Source organism: Brakhagea baltica, assembly GCF_052161605.1.
In the GTDB taxonomy this organism is placed as follows: Bacteria; Planctomycetota; Planctomycetia; order Pirellulales; family Pirellulaceae; genus JBKCUI01.
On sequence record NZ_CP197409.1, the window covers coordinates 4538224 to 4559761 of the forward strand.

19 protein-coding genes are annotated in these 21538 nt (G+C 50.4%); 11 read left to right on the plus strand and 8 right to left on the minus strand.

Translation table 11 applies throughout. The annotated features are described in order from the left end of the window. Positions 1-102: 102 nt before the first annotated feature. Entirely contained in the window at positions 103-1107 is a 1005-nt protein-coding gene (locus SH449x_RS17330) for an HAD family hydrolase (RefSeq protein ID WP_482377337.1), read from the minus strand. A 111-nt stretch (positions 1108-1218) separates the two neighbouring features. Next, a complete protein-coding gene (locus SH449x_RS17335) occupies positions 1219-1419 on the minus strand; it encodes a hypothetical protein (RefSeq protein WP_482377338.1) in 201 nt (66 codons plus the stop codon). 204 nt (positions 1420-1623) lie between these two features. On the opposite strand from SH449x_RS17335, the gene SH449x_RS17340 reads away from it, so the two are divergent. Next, positions 1624-2001 carry a carbohydrate porin gene (locus tag SH449x_RS17340; RefSeq protein WP_482377339.1) on the plus strand — a complete coding sequence of 126 codons (378 nt, stop codon included), beginning with the start codon at positions 1624-1626 and terminating at the stop codon, positions 1999-2001. Positions 2002-2122: 121 nt separating this feature from the next. Here the strand turns inward: SH449x_RS17340 and SH449x_RS17345 are convergent, their stop codons facing one another. From SH449x_RS17345 to SH449x_RS17360, 4 genes are all read right to left on the minus strand, one after another. Next, positions 2123-3664 carry an arylsulfatase gene (locus tag SH449x_RS17345; RefSeq protein ID WP_482377340.1) on the minus strand — a complete coding sequence of 514 codons (1542 nt, stop codon included), beginning with the start codon at positions 3662-3664 and terminating at the stop codon, positions 2123-2125. Between the two features lie 94 nt (positions 3665-3758). Continuing rightward, a complete protein-coding gene (locus SH449x_RS17350; protein ID WP_482377341.1) occupies positions 3759-5846 on the minus strand; it encodes a DUF1254 domain-containing protein in 2088 nt (695 codons plus the stop codon). Then, complete coding sequence (locus SH449x_RS17355; protein WP_482377342.1) at positions 5833-6825, minus strand: HAD family hydrolase; 993 nt, start codon at positions 6823-6825, stop codon at positions 5833-5835. The genes SH449x_RS17350 and SH449x_RS17355 overlap by 14 nt, the downstream gene beginning before the upstream one ends. A gap of 77 nt (positions 6826-6902) precedes the next feature. Further along, complete coding sequence (locus tag SH449x_RS17360) at positions 6903-8492, minus strand: arylsulfatase (RefSeq protein WP_482377343.1); 1590 nt, start codon at positions 8490-8492, stop codon at positions 6903-6905. 120 nt (positions 8493-8612) lie between these two features. On the opposite strand from SH449x_RS17360, the gene SH449x_RS17365 reads away from it, so the two are divergent. Next, positions 8613-8762 carry a hypothetical protein gene (locus SH449x_RS17365; RefSeq protein ID WP_482377344.1) on the plus strand — a complete coding sequence of 50 codons (150 nt, stop codon included), beginning with the start codon at positions 8613-8615 and terminating at the stop codon, positions 8760-8762. Between the two features lie 382 nt (positions 8763-9144). Here SH449x_RS17365 and SH449x_RS17370 read toward each other — a convergent pair whose 3' ends face one another. After that, a complete protein-coding gene (locus SH449x_RS17370; RefSeq protein WP_482377345.1) occupies positions 9145-9765 on the minus strand; it encodes a response regulator transcription factor in 621 nt (206 codons plus the stop codon). After that, entirely contained in the window at positions 9762-11819 is a 2058-nt protein-coding gene (locus SH449x_RS17375; RefSeq protein ID WP_482377346.1) for an ATP-binding protein, read from the minus strand. Before SH449x_RS17375 ends, SH449x_RS17370 begins: the two co-directional genes overlap by 4 nt. Before the next feature lie 228 nt (positions 11820-12047). On the opposite strand from SH449x_RS17375, the gene SH449x_RS17380 reads away from it, so the two are divergent. From SH449x_RS17380 to SH449x_RS17420, 9 genes are all read left to right on the plus strand, one after another. Next, the gene (locus SH449x_RS17380; RefSeq protein ID WP_482377347.1) at positions 12048-12554 is read left to right on the plus strand and encodes a chemotaxis protein CheW; all 507 of its coding nucleotides are present in this window, start codon (positions 12048-12050) and stop codon (positions 12552-12554) included. A 41-nt stretch (positions 12555-12595) separates the two neighbouring features. Then, entirely contained in the window at positions 12596-14011 is a 1416-nt protein-coding gene (locus tag SH449x_RS17385) for a methyl-accepting chemotaxis protein (protein WP_482377348.1), read from the plus strand. Between the two features lie 17 nt (positions 14012-14028). Continuing rightward, positions 14029-14856 carry a CheR family methyltransferase gene (locus SH449x_RS17390; protein WP_482377349.1) on the plus strand — a complete coding sequence of 276 codons (828 nt, stop codon included), beginning with the start codon at positions 14029-14031 and terminating at the stop codon, positions 14854-14856. Positions 14857-14870: 14 nt separating this feature from the next. After that, positions 14871-17291: a chemotaxis protein CheA gene (locus tag SH449x_RS17395; RefSeq protein WP_482377350.1), complete on the plus strand. Its 2421-nt coding sequence runs from the start codon at positions 14871-14873 to the stop codon at positions 17289-17291. Next, entirely contained in the window at positions 17288-17923 is a 636-nt protein-coding gene (locus SH449x_RS17400; RefSeq protein ID WP_482377351.1) for a hypothetical protein, read from the plus strand. The genes SH449x_RS17395 and SH449x_RS17400 overlap by 4 nt, the downstream gene beginning before the upstream one ends. A gap of 38 nt (positions 17924-17961) precedes the next feature. Continuing rightward, on the plus strand, positions 17962-18399 hold the full coding sequence (locus SH449x_RS17405; protein ID WP_482377352.1) for a chemotaxis protein CheD: 438 nt from the start codon (positions 17962-17964) through the stop codon (positions 18397-18399). 61 nt (positions 18400-18460) lie between these two features. After that, a complete protein-coding gene (locus tag SH449x_RS17410; RefSeq protein WP_482377353.1) occupies positions 18461-19897 on the plus strand; it encodes a transposase in 1437 nt (478 codons plus the stop codon). A gap of 121 nt (positions 19898-20018) precedes the next feature. Then, complete coding sequence (locus SH449x_RS17415; RefSeq protein ID WP_482377354.1) at positions 20019-20393, plus strand: response regulator; 375 nt, start codon at positions 20019-20021, stop codon at positions 20391-20393. After that, a complete protein-coding gene (locus tag SH449x_RS17420; RefSeq protein ID WP_482377355.1) occupies positions 20383-21534 on the plus strand; it encodes a protein-glutamate methylesterase/protein-glutamine glutaminase in 1152 nt (383 codons plus the stop codon). The genes SH449x_RS17415 and SH449x_RS17420 overlap by 11 nt, the downstream gene beginning before the upstream one ends. Positions 21535-21538: the final 4 nt, after the last annotated feature.

Below are 21538 nucleotides of genomic sequence, written 5' to 3' on the forward strand. Positions count from 1 at the left end.
ATCTCTCCTGCGGAGGTCTAAATCAACTAAGTGCCATTTTTCCTTGAAGGTACTAATCGATGCTTGCGACAGAGCAATGGCTAGGCTGTCCGTTCTGAATCCTCACCTATCTACTCGCCTCAAAAAAATGGATTGCCAGTCGCTTTTCATATCCACGATGGTCCAACCGTTTTTGGAAGCATCGTTTAAAGCTTTGTCCAATCGTCCAAAGTGAGATTGTCGATCGTAGGCGCTTTCGCGTTCGGCATCGGTATGATGCACGATAACACCCAAACGAGGACCGGCACCGGATGTCACGTATTGCAACATCTCATAATCACCGTCGGAATTTCCAAAGGCCATGAGCGGGCGTTGTCCAATAAATTTGTGAATCCCGACCGGTTTACCTTCCTTGTCATTGATTAGGTCGATTTCTCCCAATCGAATCAATGCAGGCTGACCGTCCCGGATTTCATACCTAACTTTGATACTGCTACCAACTACCTGTTCGGGCGGGATTCCATAGACATCCTCGACCCATGGTCGCATGAACTCGACGCCGCCACCGGAGACAATAAACGTCTTGAAATCGTTTTTGCGCAGGTACGCGAGTAGCTCCACCATGGGCTGGTAAACACACTTGGTATATGGTCGCTGGTAGATGGGGTGGCGAGCTGTAGCCAACCAGTCGCGCACGACCGCTGCAAATTCGTCAGTGGTCATTCCTGCATGAGTGGCCATAACCAATTCGAGTAGACCATGTTCTCCGGATTCCGCCAAAGCTTTGCTATCGCCTTCCAAAGCCGCCTTGAACGGTTGCACCTCCCGCCATCCAGGATTCTGTTCGGCCAGAATCTTGATGCGATCCAACACGAAAGCCATCTGCACGTACATCGGCTGTTCCGACCAGAGCGTACCGTCATTGTCGAACACTGCGATCCGCGCGGAGGGTGGAACAAAATCCGGATTGTCGCAATCCGTGACACAAGCCACAAAGTTTAAAATAGCTCTCTTTGATGCACTATCGTTCCACGAGGGGAGTTGCCCGCGAGCTCCGAGCGGGGAGAGCAATAATGTCGCGGCAACCAAGATGCAAAATCGTCGGGCAACTGCTAACCACATAATCATGTTTTCTATCGCGAACTAATTAAGTGTATCGCCACATTTATGGACTGGGATATGCAAGTAACTGCTGCGGTCAGGCATCCCTTTTGATTCCATCGAGACACCGCGATCTCATCAGAGCGAAAATCGCCGCGCCCGCTTTTGGCAAGACGCGGCGTTTTCTCGTGAAAGGCTATTTGCCTCCAACACTTGATCGCAACGTAAGTTGTAGAGATCTGGTGCGCGAAGCTCGACAAACGGCTCTTTCCAGATTTGCAATCGCTCACCGCAGTTTTGTAGGAACACGACTTTCCAGTCTTGATACCACGCTGCCATGACTTGTCCCTCGTCGCCAATGTACCAAGGAATTCACAAAGTGGGTGGCATCTGGAGCAGTACAGAATATACGACCTTGAATCCGTCCGGTTATCAGAACGTCCCCGCCAGTATTAGGAATTTGCCGTCCAACCGAAGTTAATGGTCGCTGTATGGAAATTTTTATCAAGCTTTGTGGCTTGACCCGGCCGACGCAGAACGAACATGGGGTATCTTCGGCGCTGCATGATTATCCGATGGCGATCCCAATCCAATCAAGTACTCGGGAACGATCGGACTGGGGGGCGAGTGATGAAGGGCAATCGGCCGGACGATGCGTTTGGTATCGGCTTGTTCCATTTGGGTCTTTCCGACGAATTCCGCACCCTGGCTGGGGCTGTTTTACCTCAGCGTCATGAAGAAGGTTTGGAATGGTTCTACAATCGGGCTATCGCTAACAACATCCGTGCCACGACCGACTTGCAAGTGGCTCGCACCAGCACCGTTGGCTCAGATACGGCGATTATCACTGTAGTTCGACTGGAAGTGTTTCCAGACATTCCCAGGCAGAGCCTGGGAACGAGAAAAAATTGTGCATGTTGACCAATGACCAACCCCAAAGATAAGCTACTCGGCCAACCGCTTGGACGTATTCCTTGCTCAGAGGGACAAGAACCGAGCCGGCGGTGAAGACTCAACCACCGTCTAGGTGTTGTGGATTAAGTTAGTTTCCGCCCTTGGGCGCGAGGGCTTTCATCGCTTCGTCGATATTGAAATCCAAGCTTTGCATGCGGGGTGGGTATTCCTTCAACGACTTCACGAACTCGCCGACCATGCCGAAGGCCGGGGCGTAGGTCCAAGCTCGGTTCTCTTGCCATTCGTCGAAACCACGGGCCTCGTGGAAACGCTCAAAGGGATCGAGTTTGAGGTTGGTCACGAGCGGGGTGAGGATGTCCTGCTGCACACCGTTGAACCACTTGTCTTGTTTCTTGAACAGGAATTTCCAGTCGCCGTAGCGCACGCCGTGCAGAGTCGTTTCAGTGAAGTAGAAAAACTCTTTGCGTTTGCTCGCGCCCTTGCCAGTGATGACGTCGCTTTGGTCGTAACCATCGAGGTGGATTTTCTCATAAGTTCTGTCACCTGCCTTGTACCTCGTGAGAAGATTTGATTTCAAATCCGGCTGGCCGACTTTAGCCATGATCGTGGGCAACCAGTCTTCCATGGTCATGAATTCGGCCGTCGTCGTGTTTGCCGGAATGACGCCGGGCCATTTCACGACGCAGGGAACTCTAAAACCGCCTTCATAGCCACCGACGCCCTTCTCACCGCGGAACGGCTGGTTGCCACCGTCGGGCCAGCTATTCGATGCGGCGCCATTGTCGGTTGCGAACATGACCATCGTGTTGTCGGCGATGCCGAGGTTATCCAGCGTCTTGAGCAGTTCGCCGACGATGTCGTCGAGTTCCATCATGCCGTCGGCGTAGATACCGTAGCCGCTCTTGCCTTCGTATTCCTTCCGGAGGTTGGTGCGGTAGTGCATCCGCGTGGTATTGTGCCAGACAAAAAACGGTTTGTCTGCCTTCGCCGCATCGGTGATAAAGCGTTTTGATTCTTTGAGAATCTCCTGCTCGATGGTCCGCTGGCGCTCGGTGCCGAAAGGCCCCTTGTCCTCGATCCTCTGCGTGCCATCTGGCTGCGCCCACGAGTGAATGACGCCCCGCTGAGCAAATTTCTTCGCTACCTCCGGGTCTTTAGGGAAATCATACTGCTCCACGTATTCGCCGGCATTGAGGTGGTAGAGAATACCCATGAACTCATCGAAGCCGTTGTTGGTCGGCAGGTGCTCGTCGCGATCGCCAAGATGGTTTTTGCCAAATTGTCCCGTGGCGTAGCCAAGTGGCTTGAGCAGCGACGCGATGGTCGGGTCCTTGGTGCTCATTCCCTGCTCCGCGCCTGGCAGTCCAACCGTGGCGAGACCGACGCGGATTGGATACTGCCCGGTAATGAACGCGGCACGTCCCGCCGTGCATGACGCCTGTGCGTAATGGTCCATGAACAGCATCCCTTGCTTTGCCAGACGGTCAATGTTTGGGGTGCTGCCGCCCATTTGGCCCCTGTGATAGGCGCTGATGTTCCACATGCCCACATCGTCACCCCAGATGATGAGGATGTTTGGCCGCTGCTTGTTGGTCTGCTGCGCATTCGCAGCGCCAGAAAATGTCAGAACGAGGATGACGACAAGGAAGTCGAGAAATCGGTTGTTCATTTTCGTTCCATGTAAAAAGGGAGATTAAAGGGGAAGCAATAGCCGTGTCAGCTACAGCAACTTGTGTACTTTTCGATGAGGTTCGGGGCGACGGCTATTGGATGATTAAATCCTTATTCGCATTCTTTAAAAACTGGATTGCGCCATCTTTTGTCCTGGGCACGTAGATTCGCAGCAGCGCGGTAAACGGCGAGGGTGTTTCAATATTGTTTGGCTTACCCGGAGAATTGAAGTGAATCGTGTAAGAGCCGTCTGCGTTAGGAGTGGCCTCTGAATTGGAAATAGCTGCTTTGTCCCTTGCCAGCCAGCCTTCACTATCGTAAGTGGTGATTGACCAAAACCCGCCTCGCTCGTAATCGATTTCAGGCGGCATGAAAGTGATGCTGGACGGCATCGCTTTGCCGTCCCTGATCTCTGTCCTATTCGCTATCGGAGCGTACGCGGCATGTTCGACCGAGAGGCCACCCCATCCGTAAGCGGTGGCATAGAGATGAGCCTGCGGATCGGTTTCGTATGGTCCACCAATCGACCGACTCGTGTCAGGTAGTTTTCCTGCCTGTACGTCCTTGATCAGTGCCATGCGAATGGCTTCCATCTTTGACTGAGCAATCACACAGTCTGGTGTCGCATAGGCAACAGCGGACTTTGCTTCGATGGTCGCCATTCTCTGAAGTTTGCGAGTCGCCTCAATGCCTCCTTCCGACTCCGGAAGTTTTCGAATCCGCATGTTGAGGTACACGTAGTTGCCGTAAGTCAGATTCGCTGGGGAAACATTGATACTTTCGCCGGGATAGACGACATCGACAATGTAGTTCTGCTGATCAATGACTTCGATGATGTGATAGGTTTTGCTAGATGGCACAGAAATCGTAGCTCCAGCTCGAACATCGACGACCGCACTGGAATAGATGACATCCTGATTCTCTCGGATAACTTGCTGCGTCTTGACGTCACTGACATCATTCTGATGAGCCCACTCGTTGATTCCCGCTTTGGCGAGACTTCGTTTGATGTTGAATTCCGTCTCCGAGACTTTGTAAGCGTAATCCGTGACGCCAAAATCCGCAGGTGATGCAAACGCAGGAATTTCCGTATCCCCGCTTTCGACCGCCTCTGCGTTGGGTATCTTATAAGTCTCATCCAAAACCGATGTTCCGGGTCGATAGACCCTCATTAGGAAGTTCCAGCCCTCCGTTACATCGAGTCGGTTTGGAACGTCGCCACAAAGGTCCTTTGATCCGAAGTAAACGGTGAATGTACCGTCGTTGTTCAGTCTCACGTTCGATGAATTGACGATGCAGTTTTCGCTCTTCATGAAGCCGTCGTTACCATAGACGGTTATCGACCAAAAAGCCTTATTCTCAGGAACGCGGTAGGTGGCTTTGTAGCCACGCGTCGGTTCATGCTGGCCGCTGTAGTTCAGATATACGGCGTCCCATTCAGGAAAAAGTCCCCAGGCGGCGGCTGCAGCAATGTGACGAGTCTTTTCATCCACTTTTCCTCGCGGTCCCTGCATTCCCTTCCAACTATTATATGCCGCCGAGTCTTTCTCATATTCCGTGGTCCATGCCTTTAGCGATTGGGGGTCCCACTTGAACTCAGGTAGTGGCTCAGCGCTGTTCGCCTTGATGACGAATTGGTCTTGCAACTTGTTGATCAAGTTGATTTCGTCAGCATCTTTCGGGTCGAATACCTGGATGCGGATTCCGATCGCCAAGTATCTGGTGTCTCGCGGCAATTCGTGCGTGCCTGCCGAGTAGATCACGAAGGGACAGTAGTGGTCGTTGTCGACGAGATAGACCGAGGCGTAACGATCTTTGGGTAGGTCTGGGACCACAATGGAAGCGCCCTTGGAGGTGTCGACAACGCCCATGGAGTAGAGCGTGTCGCGGTTCATCCGGACGACGTTTTGTTTGTCGAGCGGCGTGGGGGCGCGGAAGTGATAGAAGCGATTGATACCGCCTGCCATTTTCGCGATCTCGCCAAACTGTCGATCCGTTTCTGCACGAATGTACGTTTCTGGAGTCACCTTTACAGGCGATGCTGGCTGAGCCTGTGCGTTAACCATCACGGTGGAAACTGCAATAAACCAGAAAAGAAAAAAAAGAGATATGCGTATTGGCTTCATGAGATTCACGTTCGATAGTGGTTCGATGACACTTAATCGTCTAGTGGCTTTCATAGATGACTTTCCAGTCTGCTTTCATATCGACAACGGTCCAACCATGTTTGTTTGCAGCATCCAGTGCGGTGGTGAGTTTGCCGCTGCTCTTTGGGTTTGCATCGTAGGCATACTCGCGATCGGCGTCCGTGTGATGCACGATGAGACCGAAGCTAGGTCGAGGGTTCCCGATCGTGGTGTATTCGAGCATCGCTTGATCGCCGTCGCTGTTGCCGAAACAGGCAATCGGGCGACGACCAATGAACTGATGGATTCCGACTGGCTTACCCTCCTTGTCATCGACGAATAGATGATCGAGCGTTTTTACTAACACAGGCTTACCTTCGCGAAACTCGAACTTCACTTGGCCTGTCGAGCCGACCACATTTTCGGAAGGTATGCCATACACTTCTTCCGAAAAGACTCGCATGAAATCGGCACCACCACCGGAGACGATGAAGGTCTTAAATCCGTTAGCTTGAAGATAACGCAGCAATTCTTGCATCGGTTGATAGGTCAGCTCGGTATAGGCTTTTCCAAAACGTGGGTGTTTGGCGACCTTGAGCCAATCGTTGACTCGAGAACTAAACTCTTCGGTTGTCATCCCCGTATGAGTGAGGGCAAGAATTCGCATCAGTCCATCGTGATGCTTCCCTTCGAGAAGCTTCCCCAAGTCACCAGCCAAGGCTGCTTGAACCATGGGGTCAGCATTCAATGCCGGTTCAAGCGGTGCACGTCGCTTGAGTTCGTCCAACACAAACGCGACTTGGAATGGGACCGGATTTTCGCACCATAAGGTGCCGTCGTTATCGAATACCGCGACACGATCGGTAGGGGCGACGAACTCCGGAGTGCCCTCTTTAGTAACCTTCTCGACAAAAGCAATGATGGCTCGTTTCGGTGCTGTGTCATGCCATGAAGGAAGCGAGTCTTGTGCGATGGTATACGGGACAGAAACCAGCACGCAGGCAAGTGCAACAGTGAAGATGGAGTAATTCATCGCTCTGACTCATATAGAATGATTACTGGCCGCTCATTTCTGAGCGGCCAGTAAGTTAACGAAACGGATCGCAAGATTTACTTACCGTCGATGGTCATGCCCTTAATCTGTCGTTCGAGCGAATCGAGGCTCCAGTCACCTGGCTGCTGGCTTGGCGGGAACTCCTTCAACGTCATCAGGAACTTGCTCGCTACCGCCTGTAAGGGTACGAGCACGAACGCACGGTCAATCATCCAGTCGTGATAAGTGTTCGAGTTATGTTGAGATTTCTCGAATGGATCACGGCGGAGGTTGAAGAGCAGCGGCAGACGCAAGTGAACGAAAGGCTCACGCCAGACATCTAATTGATGGGCGCGATTTTCCAAGTACGCCGCCTTCCAATCGCCTACACGAATCGCAACCACTTCGGCACCGTCGTTCAGATAGATAAACTCCTGTCGCGGAGACTCGTCGACTTTGCCGCTGAGGTAATCAAGCTGGTTATAACCGTCGATATGATTCTTATAGCTGCGACCATTAAGGCTCACACCTTTCAGTAGCTTTTCCTTGATGTCTGGTGCGCCAGCAACTGCTGCAAACGTTGGCAACCAATCTTCATGAGAAACGATACCATTGAGCGTTACACCAGCGGGGAACTTACCAGGCCATCTGACAAAGCATGGAACACGGAAAGCACCTTCCCAGTTCGAGTTTTTTTCCCCGCGGAACGGCGTGGTGCCAGCATCAGGCCACGTATTGTAGTGCGGTCCGTTGTCGGTTGAGTATTGAACGATGGTATTGTCTGCCAAACCTAATTCGTCGATCAGATCGAGCAACTCACCGACATGCATGTCGTGTTCGACCATGCCATCACCATACTCATCTTGACCGGACAATCCGATATGCTCTGCCTTCACGTGAGTACGGAAGTGCATGCGAGTTGCGTTCCACCAACAGAAAAATGGCTTGCCTTCTTTCACTTGTCGACGAATGAAGTCCTTGGCGGCTGCCATGCTTTCGTCGTCAATTGTCTCCATTCGTTTCTTTGTCAGCGGCCCGAGGTTTTCTATAGTCTGACCACCGTTGCCGTCCGCCTTGCACTTCAGAACACCTCGGGGGCCAAAGGTTTCGAGGAATGTCTTGCCATTGGCCAGCTTCATGTCTCGCGGATAATCCCGTTGCTCAGGTTCTTCCTCGGCGTTCAAGTGATACAGACTACCCAAGAATTCATCAAAGCCATGCATAGTTGGAAGGTGTTCATCGCGGTCACCTTGATGGTTCTTGCCAAACTGGCCTGTCGCATACCCCTGGCTCTTAAGCACTGTGGCCATGGTGACATCGGTCTTCTGCCAACCTTCTTTCGCGCCGGGCATACCAACTTTTGTCATGCCAGATCGCACCGGCGAAGAGCCGCTGATGAAGGCCGCGCGGCCAGCGGTGCAGCTTTGCTGGGCGTAGTAATCAGTAAAGCTGACGCCCTCTCTGGCAATGCGGTCAATGTTGGGCGTCTTGTAGCCCATCATGCCACGGTTGTTGTGACTGATGTTCCAGGTGCCTATGTCATCTCCCCAAATGACGAGAATATTAGGTTTCTTTTGTTGTGCCGACGCGTCGCCGGACCAACAGACCACCAAGCCTGCACAGAGAACTGCGACTACCGTGAGTCGACAACATTTCATTAAAATCATTAGATCACCCCTAGAAAAAATAGCGCGTTTGAAAAGTAGCTCATGGTTATTCAAAATTTCAAAATTATTTAAAAGTTTGACTAAATTTTGGTGTTTGCTCCATAGGATGTGTTCGGTGGCTTGAGATCGAGAGTTGGCGGTATCGATGACAGCAAAGCGTTTTGGCTAGAAATGGCCAAGGGGAAAAAGTATACGCTTCGCGATCAAGCCTCGTTTCTCACTGATGGCTCGCCATACAACGTGTTGACTGGAATCGGACAAAACATCTAGCGTTTGCCCAGCTCACGCACCACATGTAGACTTATGATAACCTACAGCCAAAAACTTACACTCCGGGGCACATTGACATTCCCCATCAACTTCTGTCCGCGGTCAGCAATAGCCCAGACATCTAGCCTGGCGGGCTGCGATTATGTAGGGGAGTAGGCAAACCTGCAATTGTACTAAAGGGCAAAGATCACTGCCCTTTAGGGCAAGAGTCGGCAATTATTCTACCGTAGTGGGATACAAAGGGAATTCTGGTGAATCCCACTACATTCGGGATACGTATTCAGCTGCTGCTCGCCTTCGGGCAATTCGGGTTGCTGTCTGTTGTATTTAAAGTGGTGAGACCTGCGATCGACGATAGTTTCCAATCTCTTCCGTAACCCTACTAGCAAAGGTCTGACTCAATCTCGCCGGCCACACGAACGAGTTCTGCGAGCGAACTGACCTGCATTTTTGCCATGACTTGCGCACGGTGAGCCTTGACCGTACGTTCGGAAATTCCGATCGTGGCAGCAATTTGCTTATTCAGTTTACCTTCGACAACCAGAGCAAAAATTTCGCGTTCTCGTTGCGTCAACGATTCGTAACATTCGCGTACATGCGTGTTGCGATCTTTCAACGTCCGGAGTTTGGCTTGCTGGTCCAATGCGTTTTGTATGGCTGACAACAAATCTTTTCTTTGTACAGGCTTGGTCAGAAAATCGATTGCTCCGGCCTTAATGGCCCGCACACTCATGGGGATGTCACCATGACCGGTGAGAAAGATAATCGGTAAACTATTGGAACGACGCACTAGCGAAGATTGCAATTCTAGCCCGCTAGGGCCTGGCATTCGCACGTCAAGTATTATGCATCCTATCTCGTCCGTGACGTCTGCCATCATGAAATCGCCTGATGATGCGTACGTTTTCACGTTATAGCCAGCCGCTTTTAGTAATCGGCTTACGGCTTTTCGCAAGGAATCGTCATCATCGATAAGGTGTATCGTGGGAATAATCAATGTCATGCGTATTGCTCCCGAGAATCATCTTCGATTGCTTCGCCATTGTTGGCCTGATTCCACTCGAGAGGTATCGAAAATCGAAACGTCGCGCCGTGGCCAAGTTCGCTTTCGACCCATAATCGTCCTCCATGTTCCTCAACTAAGGAACGGGAGATCGCAAGGCCGATCCCCATACCCTCTTTCTTGGTTGAAAAAAAACGATCAAACAATCGAGGCAGGCATTGCGGGGGAATTCCCGGTCCAGTGTCCGACACAGAGACTTCGATGAATCTATCGTTTCGGCTCGTGGAAATTAAAATCAGTTTCGGTCCCAGGGTTTCGGTCATTGCCTCCATCCCATTCATCATCAGATTGATCAAAACCTGTTGCAAATGGACCTTGTCGCCCATTAGTTCAGGCAATCCCGGAGCCAGTCCAGAACGCAGTTCCACTCCGCGCCGCCGCGCTTCGGCCCGCAATATCACCATCACATCAGCAACGATGGAATTGATTTCTATTGGTACTCGCTCAAATTCGCTACGGCGTAGCAGACCACGCAATTTGCGAATCACATTGCTGGCTCGTAAATCATCTTCGCGAATATCGACCAAAATTTGACGCACTTCGTCCAAGGGAGGCGAGGGTAACTCCAGCAACATTTCAGCCGCGTCAGCATTGCTTAAAATGGCCCCCAGCGGTTGATTGATCTCGTGGGCGATGGAGGTGGTAAATTCGCTTAGCATCGCCAATCTCGATGCGTGCACTAGTTCTTGGCGAGCCTCCTCGGCACGCTTGCGCTCCGTAATATCCACAATGGCTACCAGCACAAGCATACCATTGCGAGTCTCCACCGGAGTCAAGCCGATCTCAACTGGAAATTCGCTGCCGTCGGCGCGGCAGGCTAACGATTCGATTCCCGACCCAACCAATCGTGATTGTGGATTCGCAAAAAAAGCTTGACGAGAAGTTGCGTGATTGGCTCGCAAACGCAAGGGCAATAACTCATCAAATGAACGCCCTAACAATTCCTCTTCCCGATAGCCAAAGAGTCGTTGCGTCTGTTTGTTGACTAATACGACTTCTCCCGCCTGGTTAACCATTAACATCGCGTTAGGGGTCGATTCGACGACCAATCGAAATTGCTCCTCCATGCGACGTCGTTCTTCGATTTCGCCGATTAATTGTATGTAGGCACGTCTTCGCTCGTAAACGCTAGCTGCCATGAATAACACCGGAAGCGAGACGGCCAACAAAAACAACTGCATCTGCAATACGTAGTCGTCAGCAGAGCCACCAACAAACGGGCCGCGATGGTTTATGGCGTTCCAAGTCGATTGGTAGGCGATGACAAGTAATGCCCAGCTTGCTCCCGCCACTTCGAATCTCAGGGCTGCCCATAACAAAAGGGGAATAGGGGCGTAAATTAAAGCAGGAAGTGTTCCAGCCCCCGCTGGCGAACTGAATACAAACTGCCCGACAACCAGGAGGCTGACCACGAGCGATGTCGCTTCGATTTTCCTTTGCCAAGAACTCGAACGAATCCAACCTACGCCACTTGTGAGCGCCGTCGTAAACGCCGGCGATGCGATAACCAGTCCCAGCGACGCGCAGAGAAAGGACCTCAGAGCACTGGAAACAAGATTCTCAGCCCCCATCACCCACCGAGCAAATTCGCTTGGCACAGCGGTTGCCAGCGGAACAACTAAGCCAGCTGAGGCAACAAAAACGAGCATTGCCCCTACTGTTCCAAACGGCATTTCTACGACATAACGCCGAATTCCAATGACACCAATGGCGACCGCAGCAAAATGAAATTGTGCCGCAAACAAAGCTGCTGGAGCAGGAATTTGAAAGTCACCATAATACGCAGCCGTCGCCCCCACACATAATCCGATGTAGTACCGCCACCACTGACGTAAGGGAGTGATCAGTAAAACGCTAAAAGTCACTGCGCCAGGAACCCAAATCGTGGTTCGTTCGTAGGGAGGGAATCGCAGATTGAAAGTCAATCGCTGTAGCACAAAGAAAACGAGTGCGAATAAAGCAATTTCGCAGATGATCACAACAAAACCGGCCACAGAAGTCTTCGACGGGTGGTGACAATCGACTGTTGTTTGAGGCCGTTTCCACATTCTAACCCGAATTCTCATAAAAAAAGAGGAAATGATTCGTTCCAATTGGGCAAAACGGGAGTAATCATTGAGTAATGGGGCGTCGTGATTATGATAGTCTCGAGGGGTGTTGTACCTCAATAACCCATGGCCATCCTAGAAAATCTTCGGCAATATGAGCTGTAATCTGCTATCGTGAAAGACTCCAACGTCGTATCGGAAAATTTGGCCCGCTATGTAGCCCAATTCGTCGCCTTTCGAATTGCCGAACAAACCTATGCATTTCGAATAGAGCAAATTCAGGAGATCGTTATCCTGACGCAAATCACGAAAACGCCCCAGGTGCCAGCCTATATCGAGGGTGTAGCAAACCTCAGAGGTTCGATTATCCCGATCGTAAACCTGAGGAAGCTTTTCGGATTGGAACCCAAACCCAGCGACGCCGATACTCGCACCATCGTGGTAAACGTTGGGAGCCGAACAATAGGGTGCACGGTAGATAACGTCACTCAGGTACTACGTATCGATCAAGATACAGTGCAGCCCGCACCCGAAACAGTTACTAGTGGTGGAGCAAGCTATATATCTGGTTTCGCCCGATTACGAGACGAACTAATCGTCCTATTGGATGTCGCGGAGCTTCTCGATCCCCATAAACTTGAGCAAGTTAACAAAGACTTTCCCTCAGCAAACTTCAAATAGATCTACTCTTAATTTCGTATTGGACAGGAACCATACCGCTCATGGCAAAGACTAACTCAACCACCGGTTCTTCGCGCCGCAAATCGACATCATCCCAGCAAACCCCATCTGAACAGCCGAAGCTTGCTGCTGCAAAGCAGGCAATGTTCGACGCGTTTAGCAGGTCCATGGCCATCATCGAATTCTCCGTCGATGGCGTGATCCAATGGGCCAACGAAAACTTTCTTCAAACGGTTGGCTATTCTCTCGATGAGATAAAGGGTCGACATCACAGTTTATTCGTTGACACCGAGTATCGTAATTCGTCTGAATATCGAGATTTCTGGTACGAGCTCGGACAAGGGTCATCGAAGGTTGGTCGATTCAAGCGGATCGGAAAGGGGGGGCGGGAAATTTTCTTGCAAGCTGCTTATAGTCCAGTTCTTGATAAAAGTGGAGCCACTCTAAAAGTCGTTAAACTTGCTGCCGATGTTACAGACGATGCTTTGCGAGAATTGCGAACTCAAGAGCGTGAACAGGCGATTCAAACTCAGCAAGCAGAAGATAAACGACTTCTGGAAGAGAAGGTGAATGAACTATCGACGGTCGTCGAGGCGGCAGCTAGAGGAGATCTGACACAACAAGCCAACGTATCAGGAAATGACGACATTGGGCGATTCAGCCTGCATCTACGAAGAATGATTGGCGATCTACGACTGCTCATTAGTGAAGTTATGGCCGCTGCTCAGCAACAGAACGAAGGTGCCAGAACCATCGCAGAAAGCAGTGCAAACTTGAGCGAAGGCGCGCAGATGCAAGCGGCCTCGGTCGAGGAAATGACCGCTAGCGTCGCTCAAATGATCGATGCCATGGAGGTCATCTCTAAGAATGCCAATGAAGCGAAGAACAAAGCAGTGGAAACATCGAAACTGGCGAAAGGAGGTGGGGTAACCGTTAATGAAGCTGTTAACTCCATGAAGATGATCCAAAAGTCGAGTGAGCAGATCAATGAGATCATTCAGGTCATTAGTGAAATAGCGAGCCAAACCAACCTGCTAGCTCTAAACGCTGCAATCGAAGCAGCCCGAGCAGGAGAACACGGTCTAGGCTTCGCAGTCGTTGCGGACGAAGTTCGAAAACTAGCCGAACGGTCTAGCGAAGCAGCAAAAGAGATTACGAAACTTATCAAGGAATCCTCTCGGCGCGTTGAGGAGGGAGCAAACCTGTCCAAAAAGGTGGGAGATTCGCTCAATCAAATCTTGGAATCGGTTGACGATACGGCAGAAGGTATCGCTCAGATTGCCACCTCCACCGAGGCACAGGCTGCCAGCGCTCAAGAAGTGAAAACAGCCATCCGAAGTGTTTCGGAAACGACCGAATCGAATGCCGCCGCCTCGGAGGAAATGGCTGCCAGTGCCGAACAGCTTGGAGCACAGGCTCAAAGCCTTCGTGACCTAGTTGCCAAGTTCAAGATTTGAGACTACCTGCTACGACCATGAAGGAGCCAGAGCGTCTTACGTTACCGCAGTTCGAGCTTTTTAAAAGATGCATCTATGATCGATGTGGAATCAGGCTTGATATCGCGAAGATTACGTTGATTACCAATCGACTGAAACGAAGATTGCAAGCCACTGATTGCAGGGATTTCTCCGCTTACTACAAACTCATAACATCGAAAGTAGGAGCCGGCGAATTGGTGGAGTTTGTCGATGCTCTCACTACCAATGAAACATCATTCTTCCGCACGGCCAGCCATTTCGAGTGGTTCAAAAACGATTTCTTGAGCGAGATCGTTCGAGAGAAATCGCTTGGAAAAAGAAGACCGACTCTGAGGATCTGGTCGGCCGCGTGTAGCTCTGGTGAAGAGCCTTATTCGCTTGCGATGTGCCTGGCAGAATCCAGCTTAATATTGCGAGGTTGGGAGATTCGTATACTTGGATCGGACATTAGCGAATCCTCACTAAGAAAAGCTCGCGAAGCGATCTACTCAGAGCGAACCATGCAAGAGCTTGGGCAAGACAGAATCCGTCGCCACTTTACCGAAGATTCTGCAGGTAAGTACAAGCTGCGTCCATCGATCGCAAGCAAGGTAGAGTTTCAAACACACAATTTGATGAATCGTATTGCGGAGCAACCGTTCGATTGTATCTGGCTTCGCAATGTACTCATCTATTTTGATAAAGAGTCCAAGGCAAAAGTGATCGAGAATCTTGTAGAGGCCTTGGTCAGCGGAGGCTACCTTGTCGTTGGACCTTCGGAGGGTGTCTACGAAATGCTCGGAATGCTCCAGAGACGATCCACGTTTCTTTACCAAAAGCCATAGAGTCAGGTGGGACGATGAGCGACGAATTCAGTTTTTCAACAGGTATGCCATTCGAAGAGATGGCGGAATACATCCAGATGTTTGTCGATGAGACCTCGGAACAACTGGACGAATTGGTTGAAGTTTTGCTGGTTCTTGAAAAAACCCCCGGGAACGCGACGCAATTGAATGAGTCCTTTCGTCTGATTCATTCGATCAAAGGCGCAGCAGCAATGATGGGGCTTGACAGCATCGCACTGTTAACCCACCACCTAGAGAATCATTTCGATCGACTTCGATCCGGAGTCGGTGCGTTAGATAAATCAATGATGAGTTTGATTTTGAAATGCATTGATTATCTTCGTGAAGCCGTTGAACTGATTCGCCTAGGCCGCCCCCTCGTGAGCGCACCAGAATTGATCGAAGCCCTCTCACAGAGCATCGGCGATAACAGCTTCGTCGAGGGACCGAAAGTTCAGACTCTTCCGGACGATCCTTCCTTAAGCGAGGAGCCTCATGTGAATGTTTCTTCTGCTCCAGCGTTTGATCGTAGTGAATCAAAACAAAAGCGAATCATAGTCTATCTGGACCGCAGCATTGAATTGCCGGAACTGAAAGCGGAGCTCATTATCGCACGTCTCAGCGATCTGGCCGTGATCAATCGCACGAGTCCCGATATTGATCAGCTAAAGGCCCTAACGGAACTCCGAACACTCCAAATTTGGCTATGTACAGCACTAGACGATGAGACGCTCCGGACTGCCACCGACATTGTGGGAGTTGATATGGTGGAAATTGATGATGTCCCGCCACCGGAGTTTGATCCGATCGAGTCCATCAGCGATACAGCCGAACAGGCTTCGATCCCCGATGAGAATTCCGCGTCGGAAGAGTCTCGACCTCTAATTGAATCCATTTTGGTGGAAACGCAGGAGGAGATCAAAAAAGCTAGTCCCGATGCTGGGAAGCATGCATCACCAGATATGGGATCCAAGGTGGTAGAAACTCTTCGCGTGGACATTCAACGCCTGGATCGCCTGATGAATCTAACAGGCGAGTTGGTCGTCAATCGTGCCAGATTCACACAAATAGCATCGCAACTGACCGATACATTCAAAAAAACTGGGTTGATTTCGCACCTTCGCGATCTTTGCGAGTTGTTAAAAGAACCGGTAGCTAACGATTCCTCTTCCGGAACCTCGGATGTAACGACAGAGGCAAATCTTGATCAGGTCGTCAACGATAAGCTATCTCAAATTCGCTCAACAGCTCTAGCGATTGAGGAGCATCTGCAAACGCTCGAACGTGGACGACGCAGTTTTCTTCAGCTCAACGAAGCGATCGACCAATTTTCGCGAGTCTCCGAAGGGCTTCAGCGTGGAGTACTCAACACACGAATGATTCCCGTTGGTCCTCTCTTCAATCGATTCAAAAGGACTGTAAGAGATGTTTCGGAGGAGATGGGAAAGAGCGTTAATCTGATTATCTGTGGAGAGAATACAGAGCTCGATAAGCGAATGATCGATGAGCTCGGGGACCCATTGGTTCACTTGGTTCGCAACGCGATCGATCATGGGATTGAGTCGGAATCGGTACGACGTTCTCGAGGGAAGCCAGATACGGGCACATTAACCTTGGACGCTTCTCATAGTGGCAACCATGTTTTGATCACTATTTCCGATGACGGAGGTGGTATCAATGTCGACAAGGTAAAGCGTCGAGCAATAGAGAGAGGGTTCGTGTCCCACGTTGAAGCAGATAGAATGACTGAGCATGAAATCTGTCAGTTTATCTGGGCTCCAGGCTTTAGCACCGCCGAGGTTGTTTCCGATATCTCGGGGCGCGGTGTCGGAATGGATATCGTCAAGACTCGCATTGGTGAACTAAATGGAACCGTGGAGGTGGAAAGTGTTTTCGGACAGGGGACCAGATTTATAATCCGTCTGCCGTTGACCTTGGCCATTATTCGGAGCCTCCTATTCCGATTAGACCAGGGAACTTTTGCTGCTCCGATTGAAAATGTTCGAGAGATCGTTTCCATAAGTAGGAAAGATGTGATCTCTGTGCATGGGAGAGATTCCATTGAAGTTCGGGGTGAGTTCATTCCTCTCGTTCGTATAAACGATGTGTTCGATTGGCATACGACGGAAGACTCACGCGATGCAGACAAGCTTTTGAAAGTTCCATCAGAGGAAAAGAACCGAGACGTCGTAAGTGTGTTGATTATGGCTTCCGCTACGAAATCGATGGGTTTGGAGGTCTGCGAGCTAAGAGGCTGTCAAGATGTCGTGGTAAAACCGCTCGATGAGAACTTTACCCACATCAGAGGCTTGGGCGGAGCTAGTATTCTCGGTGACGGGTCAGTATGCTTGTTGTTGGATGTTTCCGCTTGCCTGGAGTTAACGAGGCAGCGAATGCAGGTTCGGTCCCTACCCAATGGAATGTCGAGAATATGACAGGATTGTCAGAACGCCAACTAGTGACATTAACATCCATGATTCGCACTGGCATGATGGATGCATCCAAGGCGATGTCGACTTGGCTGGAACGGGCTATCTCGGTTGAGGTAGAACCACTTAGACAACTTTCTCTATCCTGTGCGACGCAACAGTTGGGGGCAGACGAAGAAACGGTCTACGTTTGTTGGATGAGGGTTATAGGAGAAATCCAGGGCCAACTATTGCTCGGGTTTGACAATCAAAACGGTCTTTTGCTTTGCAATTTCCTCCTGAATCAACCAGCACCGTCAGAAAGCTGGGGCGAGCTAGAAACCTCTGCGGTTATGGAAACCACCAACATAGTCGGGTGTGCCTTTCTAAATTCTCTCCATCGCTTTCTTGCGCCCATGGAATCGGAAAATAGCCCTGCTCAGGAACAAAACAGCACATATTGCATTCCCTCACCTCCCGTGTTTCTATGCGATTATGCAGAAGCCATCATGCAGAGTGTATTGGCGGATCAGGCTGGGGTGTTGGACGCAGCGATCGTTGCAAAGACAGAACTGTGGATTTCGCAGATGACTTCGCCATGGCATTTCATGTTCATTCCGGATACTGCTACCATGGAACGTCTAGCGAGGCTCCTCTAATGAGGCAGGTAACCAACTCGAATGAAGTGGTTGTGAAAATGGCAGAAATCGGAGTTGGCTGCCGTCATGGCTCATTAAAAACACTGCTTGGTTCTTGCCTGGGCATATTTCTCTACGAACGCAAACTAAAGATAGCTGGCCTAGCTCACGTGGTTTTGCCGGACTCGGCAGGTCGTGAAGAACCTACGGGCAAGTATGCAGACACGGCCATTCTCGAGACGATCCGACGCATGACCAAGTTGGCGATAGGTGAAAAAATCTCACTCATCGCCAAGATCGCTGGAGGTGCGAACATGTTTCCGAACATAGCAACCAACGGAACCAATGCCATCGGCCAGCAGAACCTAGATGCTGTCGAACGATGGCTGGCGGAGTTACAAATTCCTATTCTGGCTCGACATGTCGGGGGGACGTCCAACGCCGTAGCGGATTTTTTTTCTGGAAAAACTGGGGTTTTCTTGAGAATGCATAAATGAGAAAAGCTGGACCCCCCCATTAATCAATCTGACAACACATCAGCTTGAAAGGAGTCCAGCTATGTCAATTGGTGTTCGAAAATCGTCAGTGGATCGCAGTTCTGCTTCTAACTCGACGGAAGAGGTTGGTCGCAATCAGACCGACCAAGTCAACCTACTTAAGGATAGTCTAGAATGGATTCTTGTACCAGAGATGTTCCAGGGCATGCAACGCCATGGAAATAGCCGCTGGAATCCTGTTCATTTTGTCGGACTGGTAGTGTTAGCTTCTGTATGTGAGGGAAAGCAATTGACCGAAGCATTTAAGAAAGCTAAGTCGGTCGCGTTAGATTTCTTTGGATCTTTGGCCATCCATACGTATCAAGGAATGATGCGAGCTCTTGTCAGTAATCACAAGGAATTAGTTTCAAGATTGTGGAGTCGACTACAGACACTCATGGAACAAACCGCACCAGCATGCTTTCGTATTGGTCGCTGGTGCCCACTGGCGGTAGATGGTTCACGATTCTCGACGCGTCGATCACGTGGCAATGAACACGCCTTTTCTGCCAAGAACTATGGTAAGGGGCGTGCTGCGAAGTCGCGTCAGCATTGGAAGAACAAGAACAAGCGAAGTAAGAAACTTGCCACACTTAAACCGCAAATTTGGCTTACGTTGATTTGGCATATGGGTCTTAAATTACCGTGGTGCTGGAAAAAAGGCGCATCCAATTCCAGTGAAAGACATCACATGATGGACATGCTGAAATCTATGAATTTCCCAGAAAATACACTGTTTTGCTGTGATGCGGGATTTGTTGGGTACGAGTTGTGGAGTGCGATCATCAATTCCGGCAATAGCTTCTTGCTCAGAGTTGGCGGTAATGTCCGACTGCTTAAAAAACTTGCGAAGATCAGTGGTAGAAGGGACATGGTGTGGGTTTGGCCACGCGAGGCGATGAAACGCAATCAGCCAGCTATCGCGTTGCGTTTGATCACCATCCATGATGGTCGAGGTACCATGTACTTGGTGACTAACGTTTTAAACGAACGACAGTTGTCTATGAAAATGATTCGACAGCTATATCCACTTCGTTGGGGGATTGAACTGCACTTCCGAGCCACGAAGCAAACCTTCGAACGGGGAACGCTCCGAAGTCTCAATTCCGACAACTGTCTGGTGGAACTAGACTGGTCACTCATCGCATTAACGATGGTTCAGTTGATTGCCATTCGCGAGCAAGTGAAGCTAGACATTCCTCCGGAACACACAAGTATAGCTCGAGCACTTAAAGCAGTGCGTTTCGCATTGTTCACAAGACACTCGAAATCAGCGAGCCTCACTCCGTTCAACGACGAACTGAGCAACGCCGTATTGGATGGTTACATTCGTAAGGGATCAAAACAGGGACGCTACCGACCCAACAAGAAGAAAAAACCAAGCGCGACGAAACCGGTCCTCACCTACGCAACAACGGAGCAAAAACACAGATATGCAGAGCTCAGCCAAGCAGCCTAAAAATCCGCTACGGCGTTGGGGGACGTCCGGGCGACGCATGGTTGTTAATATAGAATCGGGGGTCGTCGATATTCATGTTGTTGGCAAAAGCGTGGTCCAAATCTGACGTGAGAGTGTGAACGTGACGAACAGACTTATGATTGTTGACGATGCTCTGATCATGCGATTGAGAATTCGCGAGATCGCTCTCCTATCTGGTTGGACCGTCGTGGCTGAAGCAAGCAACGGGAAGCAAGCTCTAGCTTTGTATCAAGAATTGCAACCCGATCTAGTAACGATGGATATCGTCATGCCCGAGATGGATGGTGTTGAGGCCCTGAAAGCGATTCGTGAAATGGATTCGCAAGCTCGTATCTGCATGGTAAGTGCAGTCGATCAACGAGAAAAACTCATGGAATGCATCCGCCTAGGAGCCGTCGATTTTATCGTAAAGCCCTATGAGAAATCTCGCTTGATCAGCTTATTCAAGAAGCAGGGGCATCCAAATGAAGCTTAGAGTGATGATTGTCGATGACTCGGCTTTATATCGACAATTGGTCAAAAACGTTCTCAAGGGACTAGAAGATGTCGAAATTGTAGGGCTTGCCTCGGCAGGAACGGAAGCGATCGAGCGCATACCTGAACTGAAACCCGATCTGCTGACTCTTGATGTCCAAATGCCACATATGAATGGCCTAGAGGTTCTGGACGAGATAAAAAAACGACGTTTACCCGTAAAGGCTATCATGCTTAGCAGCTTGACGTCCCACGGAGCGCAGGTAACGACAGACGCACTACTGGCGGGCGCGTTCGACTTCATCCAGAAACCCAACAGTTCTGACGCAGGTGAGAATCGAGCTCAGTTAGAGGCGTTATTAACCGACAAGATCAAAGCCTTTCAGCAGAGTCGAAAGGTTACGATGCCGAGCCGTCCTGCAACCACGCAAGCCTTATCCTCTGTTAATCCCAGTGACTCAGGGAGACTTCGTACTGAGTCAACCTCAGAGCAAACCGGAGTACCATCGCAAGCAGGCCATTCGAGTAAACCTATTGACGCTGTCGTGATTGGAACGTCAACCGGAGGACCAGTTGCACTGCGCGAGATCATCCCGAAACTTCCAACAACACTTGGAGTACCAGTTTTTGTTGTACAACATATGCCACCGAAGTACACTCAGTCTCTCGCGGAGAGGCTAGGAGAAGCGAGCCAGATTCCTATCCATGAAGCGGCAAATGGTATGGTCGTAGAAGCAGGGCATGTTTACCTCGCTCAAGGTGGTTTGCACATGGGGCTAGGGCTACAAAATCGCAGGCCTGTGATCACAACGACATCCGATCCGCCCGAACACAATTGCCGCCCGGCGGTCGACTATACGCTTAGAGCTGTTGGGCAAATCTATGGTGGTAACGTCTTGGTAGTGATCTTAACCGGCATGGGACGAGACGGTACGGAGGGGTGTCGGCAAATCAAGCGGATGGGTGGAACGGTCCTGGCGCAACATCCGGAGGGATGCACGGTTTTTGGCATGCCCAAGTCAGTAGTCGAAGAGGATCTGGCGGATCGCGTCATTCCGCTGGAAAAGATGGCGGCATGGATTACGCGACTCGTGGACAAAACCAAACGCTCAGAATTTAGTTATAACAACGGAAACGCTTGAATCG

What these genes read in the sequence shown, in the direction of transcription:
- SH449x_RS17330 (WP_482377337.1), bottom strand. Translation starts at nt 1,107, where the DNA reads ATGATTATGTGGTTAGCAGTTGCCCGACGATTTTGCATCTTGGTTGCC.
- SH449x_RS17335 (WP_482377338.1), bottom strand. Translation starts at nt 1,419, where the DNA reads ATGGCAGCGTGGTATCAAGACTGGAAAGTCGTGTTCCTACAAAACTGC.
- SH449x_RS17340 (WP_482377339.1), top strand. Translation starts at nt 1,624, where the DNA reads ATGGGGTATCTTCGGCGCTGCATGATTATCCGATGGCGATCCCAATCC.
- SH449x_RS17345 (WP_482377340.1), bottom strand. Translation starts at nt 3,664, where the DNA reads ATGAACAACCGATTTCTCGACTTCCTTGTCGTCATCCTCGTTCTGACA.
- SH449x_RS17350 (WP_482377341.1), bottom strand. Translation starts at nt 5,846, where the DNA reads ATGAAAGCCACTAGACGATTAAGTGTCATCGAACCACTATCGAACGTG.
- SH449x_RS17355 (WP_482377342.1), bottom strand. Translation starts at nt 6,825, where the DNA reads ATGAATTACTCCATCTTCACTGTTGCACTTGCCTGCGTGCTGGTTTCT.
- SH449x_RS17360 (WP_482377343.1), bottom strand. Translation starts at nt 8,492, where the DNA reads ATGATTTTAATGAAATGTTGTCGACTCACGGTAGTCGCAGTTCTCTGT.
- SH449x_RS17370 (WP_482377345.1), bottom strand. Translation starts at nt 9,765, where the DNA reads ATGACATTGATTATTCCCACGATACACCTTATCGATGATGACGATTCC.
- SH449x_RS17385 (WP_482377348.1), top strand. Translation starts at nt 12,596, where the DNA reads ATGGCAAAGACTAACTCAACCACCGGTTCTTCGCGCCGCAAATCGACA.
- SH449x_RS17390 (WP_482377349.1), top strand. Translation starts at nt 14,029, where the DNA reads ATGAAGGAGCCAGAGCGTCTTACGTTACCGCAGTTCGAGCTTTTTAAA.
- SH449x_RS17395 (WP_482377350.1), top strand. Translation starts at nt 14,871, where the DNA reads ATGAGCGACGAATTCAGTTTTTCAACAGGTATGCCATTCGAAGAGATG.
- SH449x_RS17400 (WP_482377351.1), top strand. Translation starts at nt 17,288, where the DNA reads ATGACAGGATTGTCAGAACGCCAACTAGTGACATTAACATCCATGATT.
- SH449x_RS17405 (WP_482377352.1), top strand. Translation starts at nt 17,962, where the DNA reads ATGGCAGAAATCGGAGTTGGCTGCCGTCATGGCTCATTAAAAACACTG.
- SH449x_RS17410 (WP_482377353.1), top strand. Translation starts at nt 18,461, where the DNA reads ATGTCAATTGGTGTTCGAAAATCGTCAGTGGATCGCAGTTCTGCTTCT.
- SH449x_RS17420 (WP_482377355.1), top strand. Translation starts at nt 20,383, where the DNA reads ATGAAGCTTAGAGTGATGATTGTCGATGACTCGGCTTTATATCGACAA.